Origin of the sequence: Ottowia thiooxydans DSM 14619, assembly GCF_000422885.1 — a bacterium.
Taxonomy (GTDB): domain Bacteria; phylum Pseudomonadota; class Gammaproteobacteria; order Burkholderiales; family Burkholderiaceae_C; genus Ottowia; species Ottowia thiooxydans.
Genome location: NZ_AUGX01000001.1, coordinates 451,255 through 474,254 on the forward strand (window position 1 = coordinate 451,255; position 23,000 = coordinate 474,254).

Below are 23,000 nucleotides of genomic sequence, written 5' to 3' on the forward strand. Positions count from 1 at the left end.
GCCTGCTTGCCCACAAAGCATGCTCAACGTCTCTGCACCAAGGTTGCGAATAAATAAATCAAAAGTTCTCAAATATTTATACCACTACCCATGCAACCCAACAAGCTGGTAGTTACGCTCGAAACCGGTATTCCAGTACGGGGGGCACGGCAATCTCAACGCAGTAGAATCAGCCACCGGGCCCAAGATTTCTTGGCCCGGTTTTTTGTGGCCGCCCACAAACACCGGTTGCCAGACCAAGCGCCCTTCCCTCACAACCTGAATGGAGCTTGGATCTCATGGAAATTTTTGACTACGACCACGTATTGCTGCTACCGCGCAAATGCCTGGTGGAAAGCCGCAGCGAATGCGATGCCAGCGTGGAGTTCGGTGGCCGGCGCTTCAAACTGCCGGTGGTGCCTTCAAACATGAAGACGGTGGTGGACGAGAAGATGTGCGCCTGGCTTGCCAAGAGCGGCTACTTCTATGTCATGCACCGGTTCGATCTTGATAACGTCGCCTTTGTGCGCGAGATGAAGAATCAGGGCCTGTTCGCTTCTATCTCACTGGGCGTCAAGAGCCCGGATTACGCCACGGTGGATCAACTGGCGGCAGAAAATCTGGCTCCGGAGTACATCACCATAGACATTGCACATGGCCACGCGGACACCGTCCGCGACATGATTGCCCACATCAAAGCCAAGCTGCCTGAATCTTTCATCATCGCTGGCAACGTGGCCACTCCTGAGGCCGTGATCGATCTGGAAAATTGGGGCGCTGACGCCACCAAAGTGGGCGTGGGTCCAGGCAAGGTGTGCATCACCAAGCTAAAAACGGGCTTTGGCACCGGTGGCTGGCAACTCTCAGCGCTCAAATGGTGCGCGCGCGTGGCGACCAAGCCCATCATCGCTGACGGAGGTATCCGGAGTCACGGCGACATCGCTAAAAGTATCCGCTTTGGCGCCACGATGATCATGATTGGCTCGCTTTTCGCGGGGCACGAAGAATCACCTGGCCGCACCGTAGAGGTGGATGGCGAGCAGTTCAAGGAATACTACGGTTCCGCCAGCGACTTCAACAAGGGTGAGTACCGCCACGTAGAGGGCAAGCGCATCCTGGAGCCAATCAAAGGCAAACTGGACGATACGCTCACCGAAATGGAGCAGGATGTGCAAAGCTCCATCAGCTATGCGGGCGGCAAAAAGCTGCTGGACATCCGCAAGGTGAACTACGTCATCCTGGGTGGAGACAACGCCGGTGAACATCTGCTGATGTAAGCCCACGCGGCATGAGCGGCAGTTTCATACCCGGGAAACCGCCGCGGCCTCTGGTGCGGACAGAACGGCTTCCGTACTAATTACTTAACTCCCCCAGGGGCCCTCTGCAAAACCCCATGGCGCCAGATCATTGGCCCGTGGGCTGCCTAGCTGCGGCCTGCGGCGTTGATTTTTCGCCAACAATACGAGCAATTGGCCGAAAAACTCATCTTTTAGCCCATGCCGACGTTCCAGCCCGGCATCCGCGGTGGGTTTTGCAGAGAGTCTCGGCTTTTGTGAATGCCTAACCTCACAATACGCTCAAAATAAATCTTAAGCAGTAGATTCCGAAACCGTAGTTTCTGAGAAAAGTCCCCAAAATAGGGTCGGTAGATCTAAACTGCAGGGTAGAAGTCGATTTGCAATGCCGAGTGTCCTGGGTTTCCTACGTCTTTAGGAGGTACACATGCCTATAGAACTTTCCAGCTCCGTAGATATATGCGAAGACGAAGCGAGGTCTTGGCCAGTGTCAGCCTTGCTGGAGTTGGGTGGGCACATGACCACAGCTCCACTGACCAATACGGTCATCAATTCGGTCGTGGATGCAGAGTGGAGCAGCCTTGTTTCACTTTTGACTGGTAGCGGGCCTGCTATCAATGTCAATGCGGCCTTGCGACCAAATGAATATGGCTACTTCTCGGTCAACTTCACGACTCAGGATACGGGAGTGCCCGATTCAGTCACGATGGACCTCTTCGTAAACATTAGTCCAACCAACGACCCGCCTAACGCTGTCAATGCATCCATTAACCTTGGTGCGGCCACAAGCTACACCTTGCAGGAGGCAGATTTCGGTTTTTCTGATCCGAATGACACGCCCGCGGACGGATTCAAGTCGGTTGTGATCACCGGCCTGCCCGCCACAGGGCAATTGACGCTGGATGGAATGCTCCTGGCAGAGAATGCTGAGATAAGTATTGTCGCTATCCGTGATGGCAAGCTGGTTTTTAGCCTGCCTACTCCACCTGCTGGTTCAGAATTTTTCGGGTTTCAAGTTCGAGACAACGGAGGTAATGAAGGGTGCCAAAGCAGCGATCTTAGTGAGCCGCATACGTTCACCCTTGTCCCCGCGCTGCCTCCGCCCGAACCTCCCCCTCCTCCAACCCCGGTTGCAGTTCCTCTGTTGAATGACCTCGGGCTGGCGTTGCTGGGCGTGCTGGTGCTGGGAGCGGCCAAGCGCATGTGGTCACGAAACCGCAGGGGGTCCTGATCGGCTCTGCGAGCGGAGGCGAGCATGGGCATGCCGGGCACTGCGCGCAACATGATCGCCTGGCCAGGCAACCACGGCCACCGTACTCAGCACTTAGCCAATCAACTCACGTGCCAACGAATTCAGCCTATGGCCTGGTTTTGCCAGAGCGTCCAGAATGCTGAAATGATTCAGGCCAGCCAGAGTTGCGGCCACCGGCACCCGCTCACGGCTCCAAGCCTGCTGAATGAGGCGGTTCAAACGCAGGTATTCACCGCTCTCCAGCCCACCCACCACGCTATAGAAGCGCCCTTTGGCGGGGCGCGGCAGCCTCGCCGGGCTGGCTGCGTGCACCTGCTCTGGTGTTATACGCAGGACTTCCTGCAGGCTGGGTGTGTGCATGAGAGGTTCCAGGTCATACAGGCCTGAAACGCCCATGGCCCCCTTCACAAGCGCTGGGGGCAAATCTTTGTCAAACACGTTCCAGGCGCAAGCCATCATCATGGCCGCCATATGGCCGCCTGCGGAATGCCCGATCACCGTGATGCGGCGGGCATCGCCGCCCAGGCGCGACGCGTTGCGCCACGTCCAGGCAACAGCACGCGCCACCTGCAATGTGATCTGAGGAATGGTCATCCGTGGGCAGAACGCATAGTTAGGCACCACTACGCCCGCGCCAGCCTCATGAAGCGCTGCAGCCAAAAAGCTGTGATGGGACTTATCAAGCGCTTTCCAGTATCCGCCATGGATGAACACCACCAACGGGGCGCCTTTGCGTGGTGTGTGGAAAGCATCGAGTTTTTCGCGGGGATCATCGCCATAGGCCACATCACGCTCGCATGGCAAATGCTGGCGCACAAGAGCCGATTCAGCCGCCCAGCGGGCGAAATAATCGCCGTGATCGGGTACGCGCATGCGATTGTTGTACATGCGTTCAAGCCATTGCGTATCTGGCATGACGGGGCGGTGGGCGTCTTCTAGGCGTGACATGAGTGGCGATATTGTCTCAAACTGCAAGGCCACATCCAGATAACGAGTGCGCGAGTTGTAGAAATACCCCAACTCCAAATCGGCCTGCATAGCTGCTTTGACTGAACGGCAATAGGCCGAATTACTGACTCCCCTTAGACTTTGGCGACGCGGGCGGTCATTTCGCCCGTGAGGAGACACGACATCGGACACACGATTTTTTCGGGTTCTTGCAAAGCGCCAAGCAGAGCCCTTTGCCTGCAAGCCGACCCACGCCTGCGAGCTCCGTGCTCATTCCGGGCCTCATCTCAGTACAAGAAGAACTTGCACGCATGACTCAATCAAGCTCATCTCCCCTCCCCTCCTCCACCTTTCCGGCCAGGGAGGTCGCTGTACCAGGCGCTCGCCTTTGGGTTATGGACAGCGGCGGAGAAGGAACGCCGCTGGTTCTGCTTCACGCCAACACCTCGACTGTCGCGTCCTGGCACGCACAGTTCGTCGCGTTTCACGAAGCAGGTTACCGAGTCATTGCATTTGATCGCCGCGGTTGGGGCAAAAGCATGGCAGACCCTGCCACCGGCCCTCAGCCAGGGAGCATTGCTGAAGATCTTGAGGCATTAGCCAACGCGCTGAATTTGGAGAAATTCCATCTTCTGGGCATTGCCGGAGGTGGGTTTGCAGCACTGGATTACGCCTCCTGGCAGCCTTCGCGACTGATCAAGCTGGTCATCGCCGGGAGCAACGGGAAGTTCACCCAGCCCGAAATGCAGGATTTTTATGCCCGTATCGCGGTTCCTGGCTTGACTGGTCGTATAGAGGTGCGGCCATATCTGGAGGTGGGTGTGGCCTACCGGTCAGAAAACCCCGAAGGCTTTGCCCGCTTCATAGAAATGGAGCACACCTCTCGCCAGGAAGGTGCTCCGGAGCAGGCTCTTCGCACACCCAACACTTTCGCCAAAATTTCCACCATTGCTACGCAAACACTTGTGTTGATGGGCGGTGCCGACCTGCTAGCGCCTCCAGCCCTCATGAAAACTTGGGCCAAGCACCTGCAGAACGCCCAATACGCCGAGATCGGTGATGCCGGCCACTCCATCAACTGGGAACGCCCGCAAGAATTCAACCAGATCGTTCTGGAATATTTGGGCCAACCGCTTTCACAAAACTAAACAAGGACACAGAGACATGCCACAAACTATTTTTTCCACGCGCCGTGGTTCCATCAAGGGCGCCGGCGCGCTGTTGCTCGCTTCATTGGCCCCTGTTCGCGCGTTTGCACAGCAAGCGGCCCGCATTGTGGTGCCCTTCGCGGCTGGTGCTTCCAACGACCTCGTAGGGCGCCTGATGGCAGATGCCCTCAGCAAAAAAATGAACCGTACGTTCATTGTGGAAAACAAACCTGGGGCCGGCTCTATGTTGGGCACACAGTTTGTGGCCCAGTCCAAACCTGCTGATGGCCAGACTCTCCTGCTGTGCGCCACTGCCAGCATGGGAATCTTGCCGGCCATCAGCAAATCAGTTCGTTACGCGGTAGACCGCGACTTCACCTTTCTCGTGCGCATTGCCAGCAGCCCGTTCGGCTTGGTAGTGAACAAGAATTTTCCGGCCAATACGTTTGCCGAATTCGTGAAAGCCGCAAAGGCTCGCCCGGGGAGCATCCGCATTGGCTCCGCAGGCATTGGCGCGCTGGACTACATGGGCGCCATGATGTTGCAATCAGAGTTGGGAATTGAGCTCAATGTCATTCCCTACAAAGGCATGGCCCCAGTTCTCAACGATCTCCAGGGCGGACATATCGAGGCGTGCATTGTGTCGCCCGGCTCGATCCGGCCTATGGTTCAGGATGGAAAGGTCAAGATGCTCGCCGTCTTTGGTGGGCGTCGGAGCGATGTGCTTCCACAGGTCCCCTCATCGCCAGAGATCGGGCACCCCAATTTGCGCGTGGAAAACTGGTGGGGCATTGCCGGCCCAGCAGGCATGCCGGCAGCCACTACAGAATCTTTGCGCGCCGCCATGGTTCAGGTGATCAACGACCCCGAATTCATCAAGAGCTTGCAGGAAAAGGGCTTTGATCCCGCTCCTCAGAGCGGAGATGAATTCAAGAAGTTTGTTCTCACCGACTTGACTCGCTGGCGCACTCTGGCAACCAAAGCCAAGATCACGATCGAAGAATAATTGGCACGAGTAAAGCGCCGGAATGGGCGCGCCAATACGCGGCGCACCACTTTCCGGCCGACCCGGCTCTCTGTTTCAAGCAAACGCCTGATCTACGGTAGCTAGATTCACGCGCGGCGAGAGCCCAGCCAGGGCAATGAGGTGCAAGATCTCGGAGACCGTGGTGCTGGCATCGCTCAAGACGGTCATCTTGCGGTAGTCATCAGCACGGCGAGAAATGGCCGTGTGCGTGACACAGTTCTGGGTCATCATTCCGCAGATGATGAGCTCGTCCGCGCCCAGCCCCTTCAACGTATCGTGCAGTGTGGTGCCTTCAAACGCGTCGGCATGCTGCTTGGTGACCACGGGAGTGTCACCTACCGCCGCACTCACACGGTCGTGGATTTTTACGCCTTCCGTGCCTGGGTTGAAGAACGGCGCCGCACCTTTCGCGACGTGCTGAACTAACACCACAGGAATGTCCTTGCTGCGTGCCGCCGCAATGGCTTTTTCGGTGGCGGCGAGCGTTTGTTCGGCATGCCAGAGGGGGAAGGCTCCGCCTTCGAAATAGTCGTTCTGAACATCGATGACGACGAGTGCGGGCTTGCTCATGGGTAACTCCATTTAGGGTTGATGGGAGGATTGTTTCTCTCCACACGGCCCCTGACGATTGGCCTGAGATACCAATATCGATAACATCGGGCCAAGTTTGCTTTTGCTTTGCTTCCGTCCACGGGATCGCTCATGCCTGCTGATTCACCCACAACACTGGTTGCCGTTGTCGCCTTCAACGGCATCAGCCCTTTTCACCTGTCCGTGCCTTGCATAGTCTTTGGCGACGCAATGGGTGGGAGTTCGCCCTTTGAAGTAGTGGTTTGCGCCGCTGAACCTGCCCCGCTGACGACCACTGCCGGTTTCAGCCTAGGGAACCTGGCTGCGCTATCGGTATTGAAGAAAGCTGGTGCAATCGTCGTGCCGAGTTGGCGGGACACCAATGAACGGCCGCCAGAGCGCCTGCTCAAGGCCTTGTGCGATGCACATGCCCGCGGAGCCAGGATAGTGGGCCTTTGCTTTGGCGCGCACGTGCTCGCAGAAGCCGGGCTCCTCGATGGAAGACGAGCAACCACGCATTGGGAGTACGCGGACTCCATGGCGGCTCGTTTTCCGGCGGTCGATATCGATGCGAATGTCTTGTATGTGGAAGACGATGGCATCCTGACTTCCGCCGGTACAGCGGCGGGCATAGACGCCTGTCTGCACCTGGTTCGGGAACGCTTAGGTGCACAAGTCGCCAATCGGCTCGCGAGGCGCCTCGTTGTGCCGCCGCATCGCGAAGGGGGACAAGCGCAGTTCATTGAACAGCCGCTTCCCAGCACCGTGGGAGGAACTAGGCTCGCCCGGCTGATCGATTCAGTGCGAATGCACCTTCACCAGCCGCACAACTTGGACAGCCTGGCATCGGAAGCCCGCATGAGCCGGCGCAGCTTCACGCGCCACTTCAAGGCTTTGACGGGTACTACCGTGCAATCCTGGCTGCTAAGCGAGAGGCTTGCGCTCTCCCAGAGACTGCTCGAACAAACAGATCAATCGGTCGAACAAGTTGCAGAAATGGCCGGCTTTGGGTCGGCAGTCTCGCTGCGCCACCACTTCCGGCGCGAGCTTGGAGTGAGCCCGAGCACCTGGCGGCGAAGCTTCGCTTTCAGTGAAGCTCGGAGTCCTTCAGCATGATGTAGTCCTGATGTAGATCGAGACCTTCTACTGGACAGCCCTAGTTCACCGTGATGCGGCTTTCCTGGATGAGCGCTCCCCAACGCCGCGTCTCTGCCTCTATCGTGCGCGAGACGTCTGCAGGCGTCGCAGGCCAAGGCTCAGCAGACATCGTTTCCATGCGGCTTCGAAACTCCGGGCTCTTGACCACCAGCGCGAGCTCTGCCTCAAGCTTGCTGAGAATGGCAGCAGGCGTCCCTGCGGGTGCAAAGAATCCGAACCAACCACCAGTCTCCAGATCTTTGATGCCGAGTTCTGAAAAGGTGGGAACGTCCGGCAGGTATCTGGACCGAGCCGTGCCAGTGATAGCGAGAGCCTTGGCCCGCCCGTCCTGAAGAAAGGGCAACATGGGCGGCAAGCCGGCTACCAGCAGATCGACATCCCCTCGCACCACTGCAGGCAATGCCTCGGCAAAACTCCTGCTGTAAGGCACGTGCAGCAGCTTGAGCCCTTGGCGAGAGCGCAGCAGCTCGCCCATCAGGTGCAAATTGGTGCCCACTCCTGGGGTTCCGTACGTGAGTTCCTTGGTCTTCGCAAGGGCCACCATATCCTGAAGGGAATTCGCCGGGAACGCAGAACGCGTCACAAGAACATTCTCAATGCGCGCCAGCCCGGAGATAGGAACCAGGCTGCGATCAGGCTTGATGTTCCATGTGGGGTACAGGTGCGCCAGGATGCTCTGGGAATCTTTGGTGCCCAGAAACAAGGTGTAGCCGTCAGGGGCCGCCAGCGCAGCAGCTTCAGTGCCGATCTTTCCACCGGCGCCGGTACGCGTTTCCACCACAAACGATTGGCCCAGGCGCCGCTGCAAGCCATCGCTCGCAATGCGCGCAATGGAGTCTGGTGCGGTCCCGGGTCCATACGGAACGATCACTCGTACCGGTTTGGTGGGATATGTCTGCGCAGCAGCCGGCACGGCCAGCGCGCTGAGCGCCGCACACAGCAACAGGGAAGCGCGCACCTTCCATGGGCGGGCTTGAAGTGACAGGCGGGAACAGCTAGACATGTTGATCTCCATTTTTTCTTCGAACCAAGCGATGGTGGTTTTTCGGTTTCCCGAAAATTCCACGCCATAAAGGTCAATAGTCTGATTGTTTGAAGAAAAAACCATCAATAGGGAAAACACCTAAAGGTCAATACTATGATCTTTTGACTTTTAAGGTCTAAACTCCGGCCCGTTGTCAATCAAGAAAAAGGGATCCGACATGGCACGCCTGCCAATCACCATCGCCACCTGGGACTACGACCGAGTCCGCCCGCTCATCGACGGAAGGGTCACGGTGGAGGGGTGTGATGTGAACTACCTCGTGATGCCGGTAGAAGAGTGTTTTCATCGCGCCTACTTTCACGGCGAGTTCGAAGTGGCCGAGATTGGCCTCAGCCCGTTTCTCATTGCGCTGTCGCGCGGCGTGGCACCATACGTGGCGGTGCCCGCCTTCCTGTCGCGCACGTTCCGGCATTCAGCGGTGTACGTGAACTCGAATAGTGGCATTCGCACCCCCCAGGATCTACGCGGCAGGCGCATTGGTGTTCCGGAATATCAGCAGTCGGCGGCCCTTTGGGTGCGAGGGTTCCTGCAAGACGACTTCGGGCTGGCCCCGGCGGACATGCAATGGGTGCAAGGCGGGTTGGAACAGGTTGGCCGAAAAGACAAATTCCCTCTAAACCTGCCGCCAGACTTCCCGCTGACCTCTGCGTCTTCAAGCTCACTCTCCAGCCTGCTGGCGTGCGGTGAACTGGATGCAGTGATCTCGGCTCGCGCACCCTCTTGTTTCGGGCAACCCGGGGTGCCCGTGCAGCGGCTCTTTCCTGATTACCGCGCGGTAGAGCAGGACTACTACCGCCGCACGGGATTGTTCCCGCTGATGCACGCGGTCGGTGTGCGTCAGGACATGGCGGAGAAGCACCCCTGGCTCGCAGCCAGCGTTTACAAAGCATTCGCAGCAGCCAAACGCATTTCCGATGAAGACCTCAAGGAGGTCACGGCGCTGAAGATCGGATTGCCGTGGGTCACTGCCGAACTGGAAGCCACACAGCAGGTCATGGGTGAAGACTTCTGGCCTTACGGCGTGGCTGCCAACAGGGGGGCGCTGGAGGCCATGACCCGCTATTCCTACGACCAGGGCCTGGCGGTACGCAAGCTCGAAATCGAAGAAATCTTTGCCCCGGGAACACTCGACGCAGTGCACGTTTGAGCGGAGAGACCACCATGCCAGTTCAAATGATCTGCTGTTCACACAGCCCTCTGATGCTGACAGGGATTGAGGAGTCGCAGGGCGACGCTCAAGCCCGCTTCATTGCCACCATGGAAGACGTGTCTCAGGAACTGCACGCCTTTTCGCCCGATTTGGTGGTGGTGTTCGCACCTGACCACTTCAACGGCTTCTTCTATGAGCTGATGCCCCCCTTTTGCATCGGCGCCGCCGCTGAGGGCTCGCGGGACTGGGGAGCTGAAGGCGGCCCCTTGCGCGTACCGCGTGATCTTGCCGTGGCGTGCGTCCGCCACCTGCACGGCGCAGATTTCGACATCAGCCTGTCCTACGACATGAAGGTTGACCACGGCTTGACGATTCCGCTCATTCAAGTAACCGGCGCATTGGCGCGCTACGACGTGCTGCCTATATTTATCAACTGCGCTGGCGATCCGCGGCCTTCCATGCGGCGCGTGCGCCAGTTGGGTGCAGAGATCGGGCGGTTTCTGGCGGGGCAATCTTTGCGCGTGGCGGTGCTGGGCTCTGGGGGCTTATCCCACGACCCACCCACACCCAGGCTCGCACAGACATCTTTTGAAGTAGCACGCAGGCTGATCAAACGCGCCACCCCCAGCCAGGAAGAGTTGCAGGCCCGAGAGGCCCGCGTGGTTAAGGCAGCACGCGACATGGTGCTGGGCCGCGGACCTTGCAAACCCCCAGATGTGCAATGGGACGACGAATTCATGCAGCGCATCGTGGCACTAGACCACTCCGCCCTGGACGCCATCACCGATGCGGAATTAGACAGCAAAGCCGGGTTCGGAGGCCACGAAGTGCGCACCTGGGTAGCGGCGGCTGCCGCCTGCGAAGCCATGGCAGGAAGAGACGCGCTGAAACCTGAGATCCGCTACTACCAGGCCATTCCCGAATGGCTGACTGGCATGGGCGTGGTAACGGCGCAGGTGTGAGTGAGCCATGAAATTTCACCACCGCACTGAGCAAGCAACGGGCGTTGCCCCGGGAAGGAACGAACAATGACTTTGTCTTCAGAAACAGGACACATCACTTCCGGCGATGTGCGCATCCACTACCGGCGCTTCCTTTCACGGGAGGCTTCGCCGGGGAAGATGCCCGCCTTGATCGTCCATGGACTCTCCTACTTCTCCTACGACTGGATAGAGATAGCCGCCGCCTTATCTCAGCAGCGAGAAGTAGTGGCTATTGATCTGCGCGGCTTCGGTGATTCAGACCGCAGCCCCTCTGGTGAATACGGCTTGCAAGCCATGTCCAACGACTTGATCGCCGTGCTGGACCATTTGGGTTGGGATCAAGCGGCCTTGCTGGGCCATTCCATGGGTGGCCGAGTTTGCCTCTGCACTGCAGCCTGGCACCCGCAACGCGTTGGCGCACTCATGTGCCTGGACTTCGCACCGGATGTGGAGGCTGAAGGACGCCGGAAGGTCGCCCTTCGCATCGGCAACCAGCCCGACACATTTGCTTCGATATATGAGGCTTTGGCCTATCACGGGCATGAGGGAGTTTCCAGTGATTCGCCGCTGTACAAGCGCTATGCCGCGTTTCTACGGGCCACGGACGATGGCTTGGTTCTCAAGCGAGACCTGCACTTTCGCAATTCGTTCCGCGAGGTGTTGCGCACCGGGAAGTCGCAACCTGCAGGCGTTGATCTTTGGGCCATGTTGGCTGGACTAAGCATTCCCGCAGAAGTGCTGCGCGGAAGCACCTCTGACATGCTTTCCCGCGAAACGCTGGAGAAAGTTCATGAAGTGAATGCCCGTGTCAGCACCCGCGAGATCACCGGATCGCACGATCTGGTGAGCGACAACCCCCAAGGCTTGATTGAGGCCATCACCGAATTCCTGACCAGGCTCTGAACTCAGGTTCTGAATCTTCAATGGCCTGGAGGCCATAGCACTCAAATATTTAACTTAGGAGACAAAGCACATGTCAAACGCCCAAAACGCCAGCGCCGCAGAGCGGCAGGCCACTTACCTGCCCAAGCACCGAGACCTGTACTTCGGTGGCGCGTGGCACGCGCCACACGGTGGCTATGCCGAGACCTTCAACCCGGCGACTGGTGCCAGTTTGGGCCTCTACGCAGACGCGGACGCAACTGATGTAGACGCTGCCGCCCGAGCCGCACACGCCGCCTACCTCAGTTGGCGCCTGACCGCCCCAGAAGAGCGCGCCAAGGCACTGAGAGAGATCTCGCGGATCATGCGCGCCAATCGGGAGGAACTGGCGAGCCTGGACGCCATGAACTGCGGGAACCCCGTGCGCGCGCTGATGCACGACGTGGACATCGCCACCCAACTGATTGACTACTTTGCCGGCCTGGTCCACGAACTGCGTGGCTCCACCATCCCCATGGGGCAGGACGTGGTCAACATGACCGTGCGTGAGCCCTTCGGTGTTTGCGCACGCATCGTTGCTTACAACCATCCGCTGATGTTCACCGCCAGCCGGATGGCGCCCGCCGTTGCGGCCGGCAACACCGTCATCATGAAACCCCCGGTACAGGCCCCGCTGTCTGCCCTGCGGCTCATGGAGCTGATTGACGGCGTGCTGCCACCGGGTGTGATGAACGTGCTCACCGGTGGTCAGGTCTGCGGCGAAGCTCTAGTGGCACACGACCTGATTCCCAAGGTCACCCTGATTGGAAGCATCCCCACAGGCAAGGCCATTGCGCGCGGCGCCGCCGACAAGCTGAAGCACGTGAGCCTGGAACTTGGCGGAAAAAATGCCCTCATCCTCTACCCGGATGCAGACCTGCCGCGAGCCATCGCGGGCGCCGTGGCCGGCATGTGCTTCACCTGGTGCGGCCAGGCTTGCAGCTCCACCTCCCGGTTGTTCGTACACGCTTCCATCTACGACCAGGTGGTGGCCGGCGTTGCGGAAGGCGTGAAAGCCTTCCGCCCAGGCATACCCACTGACATGGACACCACGATGGGCGCCATCGTCTCCAAAGCGCAGTACGACAAGATCATGAGCTATGTGGAAAGTGGCCAACACGAAGGCGCCCGTCTCGTGGCTGGCGGCAAACACCCAGATGGGGAACACCTCGCGAACGGCCACTTCATCGAGCCCACGGTTTTCGCCGATGTGACCATGAAGATGCGTATCGCCAAGGAAGAGATCTTTGGCCCGGTCCTGTCCATCATCAAGTGGAGTGACGAGGACACCATGTTCGAAGAAGTGAACAACGTCGAATATGGCCTGGCCGCCGGCATCTACACCACCAACCTCGCTACGGCACACCGTGCGGCGGCACGTGTAGAGGCGGGTTATGTCTGGGTGAACAACGCCGCGCGCCACTTCTTCCCGGCACCGTTTGGGGGCACCAAGCAATCAGGCAACAACCGCGAAGAGTCCTTTGAGGAGCTGCTCTCGTACACGCAGCTCAAGAACATCCACATCAATCTCTGACACCACCGCATCCTTAACTTGAAAGCCAATGCCATGAATTTCAACGAACTCAAGAACGTCAAAGTCCGCATCGCCGACGGCATTGCATGGGTCAGCCTGAACCGCCCGGAAAAGCGCAACGCCATGAGCCCGGATCTGCATTTCGAGATGGTCGATGTGCTCAAGGAGCTGGCCGAAGACACCGCAGTGCGCGTGCTGGTGCTGTCTGGCGAGGGAGACAGCTGGTGCGCCGGCCAGGACATCAAGCTCTTCTTCCGTGATCTGGACGACAAGCCACGCGAGAGGCACCTGGCACGCCTGGCCAACCACGAATGGCGCTGGACTTTGCTTTCGAGCTTTCCCAAGCCCACCATTGCCATGGTCAACGGCTATTGTTTCGGTGGCGCCTTCGTACAGCTGTTCGCCTGCGATTTCGCCATTGCAGCAGACGAAGCACTTTTTGGCCTCTCGGAAGTGAACTGGGGAATTTTGCCCGGCGGCCTGGTGGGCAAAGTCATCGTAGATGGTCTTTCCTATCGCGATGCGGTGTACTACTCCATGACGGGTGAGCAGTTCAACGGCAAGAAAGCTTCAGAGATCCGCCTCGTCACGCAATCTGTTCCGGCTGCTGAATTGCGTGAGAAAACGGAGCTTTTGGCGCACGAACTCGCCAAGAAAAACCCGCAGACTTTGCGCACCATCAAGGAAAGCCTGCGCCTGGTGCGTGGCATGAGCGTGGACCAGGCGGCTGACTACCTGCTGGCCAAGGAGCGCGAGATGCGCTTCCTGGACACCGAGCGCGGTCGTGAGCAGGCCATGACCCAGTTCCTGGACGAGAAGACGTACAGGCCTGGCTATGGCGCCTATCAACGCAACGAAGACGCTGGCGCCAATCAGCCCAAGGAATCGTCTTGAACAGCGGCGAAGCCAACGGCGCATCGCCTGCCCGTGAGCCGCTGGACGGCATCACGGTGCTTGAACTAGGTGGCTTCATTACAGGGCCGTACGCGGGTCTGCTTCTGGCTGACCTGGGAGCCACCGTGATCAAGATCGAGCGCCCGGAAGGAGACCCTTTCCGCGCGTTCCGGGGTGGTCAATACAGCCCAAATTTTGTGGGCTTCAACCGAAACAAGCGCAGCGTGAAGCTCGACCTGGGCAGCGCTACAGGGCGGGACACCTTCCTGCGCCTGGTGGAGCAGGCCGACGTCGTGATAGAGAACTTCCGACCTGGCGTGATGGATAAGCTGGGGCTGGGTTGCGAAAAGCTGCGCGCTCTCAACCCGCGACTGGTGTATTGCGCCATTGCAGGCTTTCCTCCCGGCAGCGAGAACGCTGACGGCCCCGCGTTCGATGCCATCGGGCAGGCCCAGAGCGGCATGCTCGACGTCTTCCTGGACCCCGCCAACCCGGATGTGCGCGGCCCCACCATTGCAGACCAGGTGGCAGGCATGTATGCCAGCTATGGCATTCTTGGCGCGCTGGCCGGGCGTACAACCAGTGGCGTGGGCCGCAGGGTGGATGTCAACATGGTAGAAGCGGCCATGTCTTTCATGCCTGATTTCTTTGCCAGCTACTCAAGGGAAGGCACGTTGATGGGGTCCACCACGCGGGCTGCGTATTCACATACCTTTGCCTTTCGGTGCGCGGATGGGGAAATGGTGGGAATTCAGCTGTCCTCGCCAGAGAAATTCTGGCTCGCGATGGTCAACGCCATCGGTGTACCGGCGCTCGCTGCGGACCCTCGCTTCTGCACGCGCGTCCTGCGCATTCAGAACTTCCAGGAACTCACCGCACAATTGCGCCTGCTTTTTGCAGCCCAGCCTCGGGCGCATTGGCTGGACGTACTCACCCGCGCCGATGTACCTCACTCTGCGATCCGCCGGGTGGACGAGGTACTCCAAGATCCGGTTCTGCAGCGAGGTGGCACCTTCCGTACGCTGTCGCATCCGGAAATGGGAGACGTGACCTGCATTGAGCGGCCCGTGCTGTTCGATGGTGGGCGCGCGCCCACACGATGCCCACCCCCGGTGCTGGGCGAACATACCGATGAAGTGCTGCGTGAGTTCGGCATCGGCAGTGCCGAGCCGGCGGGTATGCCCCGCCACGGGTAGCGCACAGCCACCGTCCACGAACATGACTAACGAGGAGATCTCCATGCCACAGATTCGCCCCCGGGAGGCTAGCGCCTTCGGCCGCTGCTCGTACGCTGCAGCACGGTTACTGCTCACCGCGCTCGCACCCCTGGCTGCGCTGCCGGTAGTCGCTCAATCGTATCCAGACAAAGCCATTCGAATGGTGGTCCCCTTTCCGCCGGGTGGTGGTGTGGACGCCACCGCCCGAATGATTGGCAAACGCCTGTCTGATGCGTTCGGGCAGCCCGTGCTGATTGACAACCGCCCTGGCGCGAACGGCTCCATTGGCGCAGGTGCGGTGACCAAGGCGCCTGCAGACGGCTATACCCTTTTGTTTGCGGACCGCGGGGCCTTTGGTGTCAACCCAAGTCTCTACAAAAAGCTCGCCTACGATCCGCTGAAGGACTTTGCCTATATAGGCATCGCCACGTGGTCGCCCTATGTGCTTGTGGCCGCAGGCAGTTTGCCAGTGAAAGATCTGGCGCAGATGGTTCCCTATGCCAAGCAAAACGCCTGCAAGTTGAACTACGCCAGCTTTGGTATAGGCAGCATGGCTCAGATGGGTATGGAGTCGCTGAACGCGCACTACGGCACGTGCATTTCGCATGTGCCGTACAAGGGAGGTGGGCCAGCGGTCATGGCCACTGTGGGTGGTGAGGTTCAATTCACCTTGTCGACCATTGCCGCAGTGCTGCCACACATCAAAGATGGCCGGCTGAAAGCCCTGGCCGTGGGCGCGCCCAACCGCTCTCCCCTGCTTCCGCAGACGCCCACCGTTGCTGAATCAGGCGGGCAGCCAGATCTACTGCCACAAACCTACTTCGGCTTTGCCTTGCCTGCCAACACGCCAGCACCCATCGTGGCACGTCTAGGCGAAGAAATCCGTCGCATCGTGGGGATTGCAGAGGTCAGAGATTCATTGATGAAAGGCGGCTTCGAGCCGGCCGATGTTTCAGCAGAGAGCATGGCTCGTACTGTCAAGGAAGACGTAGCCCGGTTTGCCCGCTTGGCCCAGACTATTGGAATCCAGCCAGAATGAGATTTTCCAGGAGGCTGCGAAGTTTGGAGCACCAAACCAACCTGCCACCGTTCACGCTGAGCTTGGCCTGTTCTGAGGTTCCCTGGTCTCGGTCAAGTAGCAAAGGTCGTTTGAGCTACAAACTACCGTTCGGGCTTGTCGAAGCCTTGCGCAACGCTTCGACAAGCTCAGCACGAACGGGTATTTGTCGTGGTTTATGAGAGCGTCAATAAGCGACATCAGTCATACCCTGGTTGCACGGCATTTCCATTGCGGTCCATTTGCAGACCAAGACGGTCGAAGCCAACACCCTCCTAGAATGGCCAACGCCAGCTACGAAATTCAAAACATAAAAACATGTCGAAGTTCACGGATATCAGCCGCAGCCGCATCGCACGCTATCTCCAGCTTGCCACGCTTTTCCGGAACCGGATTGCATCAGGGGAATGGGGAGTAGACGAGCGTATTCCCAACGTGGAGGCGCTGGCAGAAGAGTTCCAGGTCGCGCGGGGGACTATTCGCGAAGCCATGGACGTTCTGGCGGAGGAAGGCCTGATTGAGCGCTTTCGCGCCAAAGGCAGCTTTGTGCGCAAATCGCCCATAGCCCAGGGCGTGCATCATCTTGAGAGCGATTGGGCATCCATGATCGAGATGCACAAAGGCGTGGAAATCCGCGTGTTGGAGCAAGGGCGCACCAAGACATTGCCCGCCTATGCCTCAACCACCGGTGAGCCCGCCGCTGAATACGAAATGATGCGGCGCCTGCATCTGCGCGAACGCCAGCCGTATCTTGTGGGGCGCTTCTACCTGGACCGCGAACTATTCCGGCTGGGCCCGCCCAAGCGTTTCCTGCGAGAGCCCACCCTGCCCATACTCCACGATATCGCCGGCGCCCGCATTGCTTCGGCTCACCAGATCCTGACCGTGAGCTCGGCAGACATCGAAATCGCCAACCTGCTTGAACTGCCGCTGAACGCACCCATCGTGAAGGTGCACCGCACGGCTGTTGACCTGGACGGCAAGCTGATCTACCTCGGGGAAGGCCTGTACCGGGGCGACACCTTCAAACTCGAGATTGAGCTCCGCTAGAGACTAGGGCGTGTTCACACTAAATTCACCCCCGCGCCGGGGTTTACCGTACCGAAGCCGGCCGCGTTGCAGTGCAAGGCGTGCCGTGCCGCCAAGGTGCGATCCTTGGCAAGAGGCGCAACGCGGCAATGCGGCCCGGCAAACCCCGGCCCGGAGGGTGAGGCTCTGGCAATCCGCACTCGGCGTTGCCGACGCCGGCCGCGCAAACCCTCGCCCGGTGTCCAACCCGGCTGCGGTTTGCGCCTTGATTGCGGCTCACCAGAACCTCACGCGGGGGTGAATTTAGTGTGAACACGCCCTAGCACTTGACATTGGAGTTACTCCAGGGTTTCCAATTGTGGGCAAGTCGCCCGGCATGTAGTACACGCGGAGGGCGATGAAAAGCTCAACCCTCCCCAAAAGCAATCATGAACACATTTGGAAAGCGAATTCGGCCGGTAGTAGATACCGAAATTCACGAGGCCTTCGAACTTGAAGCCAAGGGTCTCCCTGACCTAGGCTTCAGGCACCTGGAGCGGGCGCATGTCCTCGGGCAGGCTTCTACTGTCCAGCATGTCCGCGTACATATGCAGATGCTCTTTTGGGCATGGCGCCATGGCCGATTCAAGGAAGCTTTTGGTCAGGTCATTCGCGTCGTAGGAGCTGCCACCAAAACCGCCATCGGCCTGGTTCCCACCGGGAACACAGGTGGCGCGGATGTCAGCCCCTTTCGCCGCATGCCGGTCTCCGGCGATCTGCAGCAAAAGATTGACGCTGCATCCAAGGCCTAGGAGTCTGCGCGGCTGGGCGCCCCCGGCAGAAGGATCGCCGGCTGCAACGCGCGAGATGCAGACCTAGCGATCGCGCGAGCCTTGGTATATAGACAGCACGGCGTGGGCCACCAGATCAACCGCTGGGCGGGTGTTGCCCTCTTTATCCGTCCACACTTTGGGCGTCAGCTCTCCAGACAGCGCCACGCTTTCGCCATCACCCAGGGACAACAATGTCTCCTGCACCGAGTGGCTGAATGCGATCACGTTCACAAAGAGTGGCTCGCCCTCGCCCACTGAAGCGCGCACCTTGGCGGTAGTGAAGGGTTTGCCGTTGGCGCCGTCGCGTTGTTGGGCCTGGCCATATAACTTGCCAGCGATCAATGCATCAATCATGGGTTTCCTCTTGGGGGTATCTAACCGTCAATCACAAAAGCACCAGCCCGTGAAGTGGACTCAGCCTGAGTCCATCACGAATCAAGTGCAATTCGAACGTCGGGGGTGGTTTAGTGTCGTGAATTGGAAGTTCGCTGAACAAATCCGCCGAGAATCGACGCCATGCGGCGTCACAACTCCTCGCGATACCAACCGGTATCACTGCGGTTTGTTCCTTGCCTGACACCGATTTCGACAGATTTGTCTTTTCAACGAACTTTCAACCCACGACACTAGTGGTGAGCCGCAGCTTCCAATCATCGCGCTAGCGAGAACAAGGTGACTACTCGCTTATGCCGCCAAGCTATGAGCTGAGATCATTTTGGTTGATTGGCGGCTGCTACAGTATTCAGTATATTGTTGAACGATCCTCTTGGACGCCGTGGGCGCGCTTCGGTGCACCGTTTGTCCGAGAGAACTTCCTTAAACCGCACATCGGAGTGGCGTCATATGGCCTTTTCCCCTAAATCCCTCGGAAAACATCTTCTGCTCGCCGGTGTTCTCGCGGCGTCATCGCTCCCAGCTTTCGCTGGCAAAACCCTGGACACCATCAAATCCCGCGGCCAGCTTGTGGTGGGCGTGAGCAGCGGCGTGCCAGGCCTTTCCGCACCGGACAGCCAAGGACGCTGGACAGGGCTGGATGTGGATATTGGCCGCGCTGTGGCAGCAGCCGTTCTTGGCGATGGCGAGAAAACCAAATGGGTTCCCCTCACCGTACAGCAGCGTTTCACGGCCATTCAATCTGGCGAAGTGGATTTGCTCTCTCGCGGAACCACCTTCACGCTCACCCGCGATGCATCCCTGGGCCTGGTCCAGACAGCCATCGTTTTGTACGACGGCCAAGGCTTCATGGTGCCTGCCAAGAGCAAGATCACCAGCGCCAAACAACTCAAGGGCGCCACCGTTTGCTTGCAAGGCAGCAACACCACAGAGAAGAACCTCGCTGATTTCTCGCGGGCCAACAAACTCAATCTGAAGCCTGTGGTGTTCGAAAAGCTGGATGCCTCGGCTGCAGCGTATTTTGGTGGTCGTTGCGATGTGTACACCTCTGACGTCTCCGGCCTGGCCTCTATCCGTTCCAAAGAAGCCAAAAATCCCAAGGACCACGTGATCCTGCCCGATCTGATTTCCAAAGAGCCATTGGGCCCATTGGTACGCCGCGGAGATGATGAGTTCTTCACCATCGTCAAATGGGTGGTGTATGGCCTCATCGAGGCAGAAGAAAACGGCATCACCCAAGCCAACGTAGATCAACTCAAGGCCGACAGCACTGACCCCGTGGTGATGCGCTTGCTGGGTAAAGGCGAAGACATGGGCAAGCTGCTCGGGCTTGACCGCGAATGGCTCGCCCGCGCCATCAAGACCACAGGCAACTATGGCGAAATCTTTGAGCGCAATCTGGGTGAGAAAACACCTGTTGGCTTGCCACGTGGCTTGAACCGGCAATGGAACAAGGGTGGCCTGATGTATGCGCCGCCAGTCCGCTGATCGCACGCCTTTCTGCCTGCCGGACGCAGGCTGATGACCATCCCCGCACGACCACCTCCGGTCGTCTCGCGCCGTGCTGCATGGAGCTGGCGCAGCCGTAGCCTGCGCCGCTGGGTCTATCAGGCCCTGGCCGTGGCTGCAGTGGTTGGCCTCGTGGCCTGGTTGTTTTCCAACACCTGGGCCAACATGCGTGCGCGCGGCATTCAGGGTGGTTTTGGTTTCCTGACCGACAGCGCAGGCTTCGAGATCAGTGAAAGCCTGTTTGATTTCTCCAGCAGCGATCCCTATTGGAAGGCTTTTCTCGTAGGCCTTGGCAACACCTTGCGTGTGGCCGTAGCGGGCTGCTTGCTCACCACTGTGGCTGGCGTGCTGATTGGTATTGGCCGCTTGTCCAGCAACGCACTGGTGCGTGGCCTTTGCCAAGCGTACGTAGAGCTGTTCCGCAATGTGCCGCTGCTGATTCAACTGCTCGTTTGGTATTTGATCTTCGTGGAGATCTTGCCCCCTGCCCGCGAGCCGCTGAGTCTGGGTGGACTCATCTTCCTCAGCAAAGGCGGCCTGGCGCTGCCTGCTCCCGCAGCCTCTGCTGGTTGGGGTTGGGTTGCCGGTGGCCTGGCCGCAGGTGTGGCCATAGCCGCCACGTTAGGACTGCGCGCGCGCCGAAGATTCCAGGAGGCCGGTGGGCGCCCTCCCAGCCTGGTGCTTCAGCCACTGGCCATCGTCTTGTGTGCAGGCCTGCTGGGATGGCTGGTTGGCGGCATGCCCACTGCCTGGGAAGTACCCGAGCTAGGCGGCTTCTCCATCGAGGGCGGTGTGTCTCTCACCCCCGAATTCATGGCGGTTCTGCTGGGCCTCACGGCCTACACCACGGCCTTTACTGCAGAGGTGGTACGCGCAGGAATCTCCTCCGTGAGCCGCGGGCAATTGGAAGCAGGTGCCAGCATAGGTTTACCGCGCAGCCTTGTGCTGCGGCTGGTGGTGTTGCCACAAGCACTGCGCGTGATCATTCCGCCGCTCACCAACCAGTATCTCAACCTCACGAAGAATTCATCGCTCGCGGTGGCCATTGGTTACCCTGACCTTGTTTCGGTGGCCAACACCTCGCTCAACCAGACGGGGCGTGCGGTGGAGTGCATCACGCTCATCATGCTGGTGTATTTGGTGCTCTCCCTGCTCACTTCTGCACTGATGGGCTGGTTCAACCGCCGCGTAGCGATCAAGGAGCGATGAGTATGAGCGCTCCAAAAGCTTTCATCGCAGCGCGGCCGGCGCCCCGACGCAGCGCAGGAATCTTGCACAGGCTGCGCACCAATTTTGGCGCCAGCCCAGCGAGCTTGCTGGCCACTTGTCTGCTGGCTGTACTCGGTATCTGGGCACTCTGGCACGCAGCCGAATGGGCTGTGCTGAATGCAGTTTTTGCACCTGACGAGCAGGCTTGCGAAGCCGCCCGCGGACAAGGCGCCTGCTGGGGAGTCATTACCGAAAAGTACCGCGTCATCCTGTTTGGCCACTACCCTTATGCCGAGCATTGGCGTGCAGCGCTGGCCTCCGTGCTGCTTCTGGCGCTGGTGGTGGCCAGCGGAGTACGCCAACTCTGGCGCAAATGGCTGCTGCCGGCATGGATCGTAGGCTTGGCAGGTTTCATGGCGCTCATGGGCGGAGGTGTGGCGGGGCTTTCACGCGTCGACACCTCGCAGTGGGGTGGTTTACCGCTCACGCTGTTGCTCACAACCGTTTCGCTTGCGCTGGCATTCCCACTAGCGGTGGCCGTGGCGCTCGGCAGGCGCTCGGCCCTGCCAGCGGTGCGCGCGGTTTGCACCGTTTATGTGGAGCTGGTCCGCGGCGTGCCTCTGATTTCTGTCTTGTTCATGGCCAGCTTCATGTTCCCGCTGCTCCTGCCCACCGGATACAACCCCGATGTACTCATCCGCGTGGTCATAGGCATCACGCTGTTTGCTGCGGCCTATATGGCAGAGGTGGTACGCGGGGGCTTGCAAGCCGTGTCCGCAGGGCAGCAGGAGGCCGCGGCCTCCCTGGGATTAGGATTTTGGCGAACACAGGGCTTGGTGGTGCTGCCTCAGGCGCTCACCACGGTGCTGCCGGGCTTGATGAACAATTTCATTGCGCTGCTGAAGGACACTTCGCTCGTGACCATCGTGAGCCTTTACGAGTTGACTGGCGCCCTCGGTCTTGCGCTCTCTGGAGATCCCGTATGGCGGCCCTACAAAATTGAAGGCTACCTGTTCATCACGATGATTTATTTCACGCTCTGCTTTTGCATGTCGCTCTATGCCAGGCGCCTGGAAGCACGGCTGCATCGCCACACCACATGACTGCTCAGCCCATCAACCCCGACGCGCCCTTGATCCGCTTCGAGCAAGTGAACAAGTGGTATGGAGATGGCCTGCACGTGCTGCGCGACATCGATCTTTCCGTGCAGGCCGGCGAGCGCCTCGTCATCTGCGGCCCCTCAGGTTCAGGAAAATCTACGCTCTTGCGTTGCGTAAACGCGCTTGAGGACTACCAGGAAGGCGAGCTCACCGTCGCCGGCCATGTACTGGGAGATGATCTCAAGGAAGTGCAGGCAGTGCGCCGCCAGGTGGGCATGGTGTTCCAGCAGTTCAATCTGTTCCCGCACCTTACTGTGCTGGAAAACCTGACGCTCGCACCCGTCTGGGTCAATCAAGTCACTCCGGCTGAAGCGCGCGCGCAAGCCATGGCTCAGTTGGAGCGCGTACGTATTGCCGGGCAAGCCAGCAAGTACCCCTTGCAGTTGTCCGGCGGTCAGCAGCAGCGTGTGGCGATCGCCCGTGCGCTTTGCCTTAAACCGCGCATCATGTTGTTTGATGAGCCCACTTCCGCACTTGATCCTGAAATGGTCAAGGAAGTGCTGGATGTCATGGTGGATCTAGCGGGCCAGGGTATGACGCTGCTGTGCGTGACGCACGAGATGAATTTTGCGCGCGCCGTGGCTGATCGCATCGTATTCATGGACGAAGGCCAGATCATGGAAGAGGCCCCGCCAGAGCAGTTCTTTTCAGCGCCACAAACCGATCGTGGCCGGGACTTTCTTTCCAAGCTACTGGAGCGCTAAGGCCCC

The 23,000-nt window shown here is 59.2% G+C and carries 22 protein-coding genes; 18 read left to right on the plus strand and 4 right to left on the minus strand.

The window, feature by feature from the left end; genetic code table 11:
- The first annotated feature begins 278 nt into the window (after nt 1-278).
- The gene (locus G518_RS0102240; RefSeq protein WP_028601135.1) at nt 279-1,256 is read left to right on the plus strand and encodes a GMP reductase; all 978 of its coding nucleotides are present in this window, start codon (nt 279-281) and stop codon (nt 1,254-1,256) included.
- A 445-nt stretch (nt 1,257-1,701) separates the two neighbouring features.
- Nucleotides 1,702-2,505: a hypothetical protein gene (locus tag G518_RS0102245; RefSeq protein ID WP_036593195.1), complete on the plus strand. Its 804-nt coding sequence runs from the start codon at nt 1,702-1,704 to the stop codon at nt 2,503-2,505.
- A gap of 93 nt (nt 2,506-2,598) precedes the next feature.
- Here G518_RS0102245 and G518_RS0102250 read toward each other — a convergent pair whose 3' ends face one another.
- Nucleotides 2,599-3,564, minus strand: coding sequence for an alpha/beta hydrolase (locus tag G518_RS0102250; RefSeq protein WP_342663746.1), 966 nt, complete (start codon nt 3,562-3,564; stop codon nt 2,599-2,601).
- A 221-nt stretch (nt 3,565-3,785) separates the two neighbouring features.
- On the opposite strand from G518_RS0102250, the gene G518_RS33530 reads away from it, so the two are divergent.
- The gene (locus G518_RS33530) at nt 3,786-4,622 is read left to right on the plus strand and encodes an alpha/beta fold hydrolase (RefSeq protein WP_156909238.1); all 837 of its coding nucleotides are present in this window, start codon (nt 3,786-3,788) and stop codon (nt 4,620-4,622) included.
- Nucleotides 4,623-4,638: 16 nt separating this feature from the next.
- Nucleotides 4,639-5,628: a Bug family tripartite tricarboxylate transporter substrate binding protein gene (locus tag G518_RS33535; protein WP_051235860.1), complete on the plus strand. Its 990-nt coding sequence runs from the start codon at nt 4,639-4,641 to the stop codon at nt 5,626-5,628.
- Nucleotides 5,629-5,703: 75 nt separating this feature from the next.
- Here G518_RS33535 and G518_RS0102265 read toward each other — a convergent pair whose 3' ends face one another.
- A complete protein-coding gene (locus G518_RS0102265; protein ID WP_028601138.1) occupies nt 5,704-6,219 on the minus strand; it encodes an isochorismatase family protein in 516 nt (171 codons plus the stop codon).
- A 132-nt stretch (nt 6,220-6,351) separates the two neighbouring features.
- Between G518_RS0102265 and G518_RS0102270 the strand changes: the two genes are divergently transcribed.
- Entirely contained in the window at nt 6,352-7,335 is a 984-nt protein-coding gene (locus G518_RS0102270; protein WP_028601139.1) for a helix-turn-helix domain-containing protein, read from the plus strand.
- Between the two features lie 40 nt (nt 7,336-7,375).
- Here the strand turns inward: G518_RS0102270 and G518_RS0102275 are convergent, their stop codons facing one another.
- Nucleotides 7,376-8,380, minus strand: a complete 1,005-nt coding sequence (locus tag G518_RS0102275; protein WP_169457886.1) for a Bug family tripartite tricarboxylate transporter substrate binding protein — start codon at nt 8,378-8,380, stop codon at nt 7,376-7,378.
- A gap of 199 nt (nt 8,381-8,579) precedes the next feature.
- On the opposite strand from G518_RS0102275, the gene G518_RS0102280 reads away from it, so the two are divergent.
- From G518_RS0102280 to G518_RS0102320, 9 genes are all read left to right on the plus strand, one after another.
- Complete coding sequence (locus tag G518_RS0102280) at nt 8,580-9,569, plus strand: substrate-binding domain-containing protein (RefSeq protein ID WP_028601141.1); 990 nt, start codon at nt 8,580-8,582, stop codon at nt 9,567-9,569.
- A gap of 14 nt (nt 9,570-9,583) precedes the next feature.
- Complete coding sequence (locus G518_RS0102285) at nt 9,584-10,534, plus strand: 3-carboxyethylcatechol 2,3-dioxygenase (protein ID WP_028601142.1); 951 nt, start codon at nt 9,584-9,586, stop codon at nt 10,532-10,534.
- Between the two features lie 66 nt (nt 10,535-10,600).
- Nucleotides 10,601-11,458, plus strand: coding sequence for an alpha/beta fold hydrolase (locus G518_RS0102290; protein ID WP_028601143.1), 858 nt, complete (start codon nt 10,601-10,603; stop codon nt 11,456-11,458).
- A gap of 70 nt (nt 11,459-11,528) precedes the next feature.
- On the plus strand, nt 11,529-13,010 hold the full coding sequence (locus G518_RS0102295) for an aldehyde dehydrogenase family protein (RefSeq protein WP_028601144.1): 1,482 nt from the start codon (nt 11,529-11,531) through the stop codon (nt 13,008-13,010).
- Nucleotides 13,011-13,043: 33 nt separating this feature from the next.
- Nucleotides 13,044-13,904 (plus strand): p-hydroxycinnamoyl CoA hydratase/lyase, encoded by an 861-nt coding sequence (locus tag G518_RS33540; protein WP_051235865.1) that lies wholly within the window; start codon nt 13,044-13,046, stop codon nt 13,902-13,904.
- Nucleotides 13,901-15,100 (plus strand): CaiB/BaiF CoA transferase family protein, encoded by a 1,200-nt coding sequence (locus tag G518_RS33545; RefSeq protein WP_051235867.1) that lies wholly within the window; start codon nt 13,901-13,903, stop codon nt 15,098-15,100. The genes G518_RS33540 and G518_RS33545 overlap by 4 nt, the downstream gene beginning before the upstream one ends.
- 43 nt (nt 15,101-15,143) lie before the next feature.
- Complete coding sequence (locus G518_RS0102310; protein ID WP_051235869.1) at nt 15,144-16,160, plus strand: Bug family tripartite tricarboxylate transporter substrate binding protein; 1,017 nt, start codon at nt 15,144-15,146, stop codon at nt 16,158-16,160.
- A gap of 336 nt (nt 16,161-16,496) precedes the next feature.
- Nucleotides 16,497-17,228, plus strand: a complete 732-nt coding sequence (locus G518_RS0102315; protein ID WP_028601146.1) for a GntR family transcriptional regulator — start codon at nt 16,497-16,499, stop codon at nt 17,226-17,228.
- 407 nt (nt 17,229-17,635) lie between these two features.
- The gene (locus tag G518_RS0102320) at nt 17,636-17,998 is read left to right on the plus strand and encodes a DUF3703 domain-containing protein (protein WP_156909239.1); all 363 of its coding nucleotides are present in this window, start codon (nt 17,636-17,638) and stop codon (nt 17,996-17,998) included.
- Between the two features lie 63 nt (nt 17,999-18,061).
- Here the strand turns inward: G518_RS0102320 and G518_RS0102325 are convergent, their stop codons facing one another.
- A complete protein-coding gene (locus G518_RS0102325) occupies nt 18,062-18,373 on the minus strand; it encodes a single-stranded DNA-binding protein (protein WP_028601148.1) in 312 nt (103 codons plus the stop codon).
- A 489-nt stretch (nt 18,374-18,862) separates the two neighbouring features.
- Between G518_RS0102325 and G518_RS0102330 the strand changes: the two genes are divergently transcribed.
- Genes G518_RS0102330 through G518_RS0102345 form a run of 4 tightly spaced genes read left to right on the plus strand, consistent with a single transcriptional unit; the run spans nt 18,863 to nt 22,994 of the window.
- Nucleotides 18,863-19,900 (plus strand): amino acid ABC transporter substrate-binding protein, encoded by a 1,038-nt coding sequence (locus G518_RS0102330; protein ID WP_028601149.1) that lies wholly within the window; start codon nt 18,863-18,865, stop codon nt 19,898-19,900.
- 33 nt (nt 19,901-19,933) lie between these two features.
- Nucleotides 19,934-21,130 carry an amino acid ABC transporter permease gene (locus G518_RS0102335; RefSeq protein ID WP_028601150.1) on the plus strand — a complete coding sequence of 399 codons (1,197 nt, stop codon included), beginning with the start codon at nt 19,934-19,936 and terminating at the stop codon, nt 21,128-21,130.
- Nucleotides 21,131-21,132: 2 nt separating this feature from the next.
- Nucleotides 21,133-22,233, plus strand: coding sequence for an amino acid ABC transporter permease (locus G518_RS0102340; RefSeq protein WP_028601151.1), 1,101 nt, complete (start codon nt 21,133-21,135; stop codon nt 22,231-22,233).
- Entirely contained in the window at nt 22,230-22,994 is a 765-nt protein-coding gene (locus G518_RS0102345) for an amino acid ABC transporter ATP-binding protein (protein ID WP_028601152.1), read from the plus strand. Before G518_RS0102340 ends, G518_RS0102345 begins: the two co-directional genes overlap by 4 nt.
- Nucleotides 22,995-23,000: the final 6 nt, after the last annotated feature.

What these genes read in the sequence shown, in the direction of transcription:
- G518_RS0102240 (WP_028601135.1), top strand. Translation starts at nt 279, where the DNA reads ATGGAAATTTTTGACTACGACCACGTATTGCTGCTACCGCGCAAATGC.
- G518_RS0102245 (WP_036593195.1), top strand. Translation starts at nt 1,702, where the DNA reads ATGCCTATAGAACTTTCCAGCTCCGTAGATATATGCGAAGACGAAGCG.
- G518_RS0102250 (WP_342663746.1), bottom strand. Translation starts at nt 3,564, where the DNA reads ATGCAGGCCGATTTGGAGTTGGGGTATTTCTACAACTCGCGCACTCGT.
- G518_RS33530 (WP_156909238.1), top strand. Translation starts at nt 3,786, where the DNA reads ATGACTCAATCAAGCTCATCTCCCCTCCCCTCCTCCACCTTTCCGGCC.
- G518_RS33535 (WP_051235860.1), top strand. Translation starts at nt 4,639, where the DNA reads ATGCCACAAACTATTTTTTCCACGCGCCGTGGTTCCATCAAGGGCGCC.
- G518_RS0102265 (WP_028601138.1), bottom strand. Translation starts at nt 6,219, where the DNA reads ATGAGCAAGCCCGCACTCGTCGTCATCGATGTTCAGAACGACTATTTC.
- G518_RS0102270 (WP_028601139.1), top strand. Translation starts at nt 6,352, where the DNA reads ATGCCTGCTGATTCACCCACAACACTGGTTGCCGTTGTCGCCTTCAAC.
- G518_RS0102275 (WP_169457886.1), bottom strand. Translation starts at nt 8,380, where the DNA reads ATGTCTAGCTGTTCCCGCCTGTCACTTCAAGCCCGCCCATGGAAGGTG.
- G518_RS0102280 (WP_028601141.1), top strand. Translation starts at nt 8,580, where the DNA reads ATGGCACGCCTGCCAATCACCATCGCCACCTGGGACTACGACCGAGTC.
- G518_RS0102285 (WP_028601142.1), top strand. Translation starts at nt 9,584, where the DNA reads ATGCCAGTTCAAATGATCTGCTGTTCACACAGCCCTCTGATGCTGACA.
- G518_RS0102290 (WP_028601143.1), top strand. Translation starts at nt 10,601, where the DNA reads ATGACTTTGTCTTCAGAAACAGGACACATCACTTCCGGCGATGTGCGC.
- G518_RS0102295 (WP_028601144.1), top strand. Translation starts at nt 11,529, where the DNA reads ATGTCAAACGCCCAAAACGCCAGCGCCGCAGAGCGGCAGGCCACTTAC.
- G518_RS33540 (WP_051235865.1), top strand. Translation starts at nt 13,044, where the DNA reads ATGAATTTCAACGAACTCAAGAACGTCAAAGTCCGCATCGCCGACGGC.
- G518_RS0102310 (WP_051235869.1), top strand. Translation starts at nt 15,144, where the DNA reads ATGCCACAGATTCGCCCCCGGGAGGCTAGCGCCTTCGGCCGCTGCTCG.
- G518_RS0102315 (WP_028601146.1), top strand. Translation starts at nt 16,497, where the DNA reads ATGTCGAAGTTCACGGATATCAGCCGCAGCCGCATCGCACGCTATCTC.
- G518_RS0102320 (WP_156909239.1), top strand. Translation starts at nt 17,636, where the DNA reads ATGAACACATTTGGAAAGCGAATTCGGCCGGTAGTAGATACCGAAATT.
- G518_RS0102325 (WP_028601148.1), bottom strand. Translation starts at nt 18,373, where the DNA reads ATGATTGATGCATTGATCGCTGGCAAGTTATATGGCCAGGCCCAACAA.
- G518_RS0102330 (WP_028601149.1), top strand. Translation starts at nt 18,863, where the DNA reads ATGGCCTTTTCCCCTAAATCCCTCGGAAAACATCTTCTGCTCGCCGGT.
- G518_RS0102335 (WP_028601150.1), top strand. Translation starts at nt 19,934, where the DNA reads ATGACCATCCCCGCACGACCACCTCCGGTCGTCTCGCGCCGTGCTGCA.
- G518_RS0102340 (WP_028601151.1), top strand. Translation starts at nt 21,133, where the DNA reads ATGAGCGCTCCAAAAGCTTTCATCGCAGCGCGGCCGGCGCCCCGACGC.
- G518_RS0102345 (WP_028601152.1), top strand. Translation starts at nt 22,230, where the DNA reads ATGACTGCTCAGCCCATCAACCCCGACGCGCCCTTGATCCGCTTCGAG.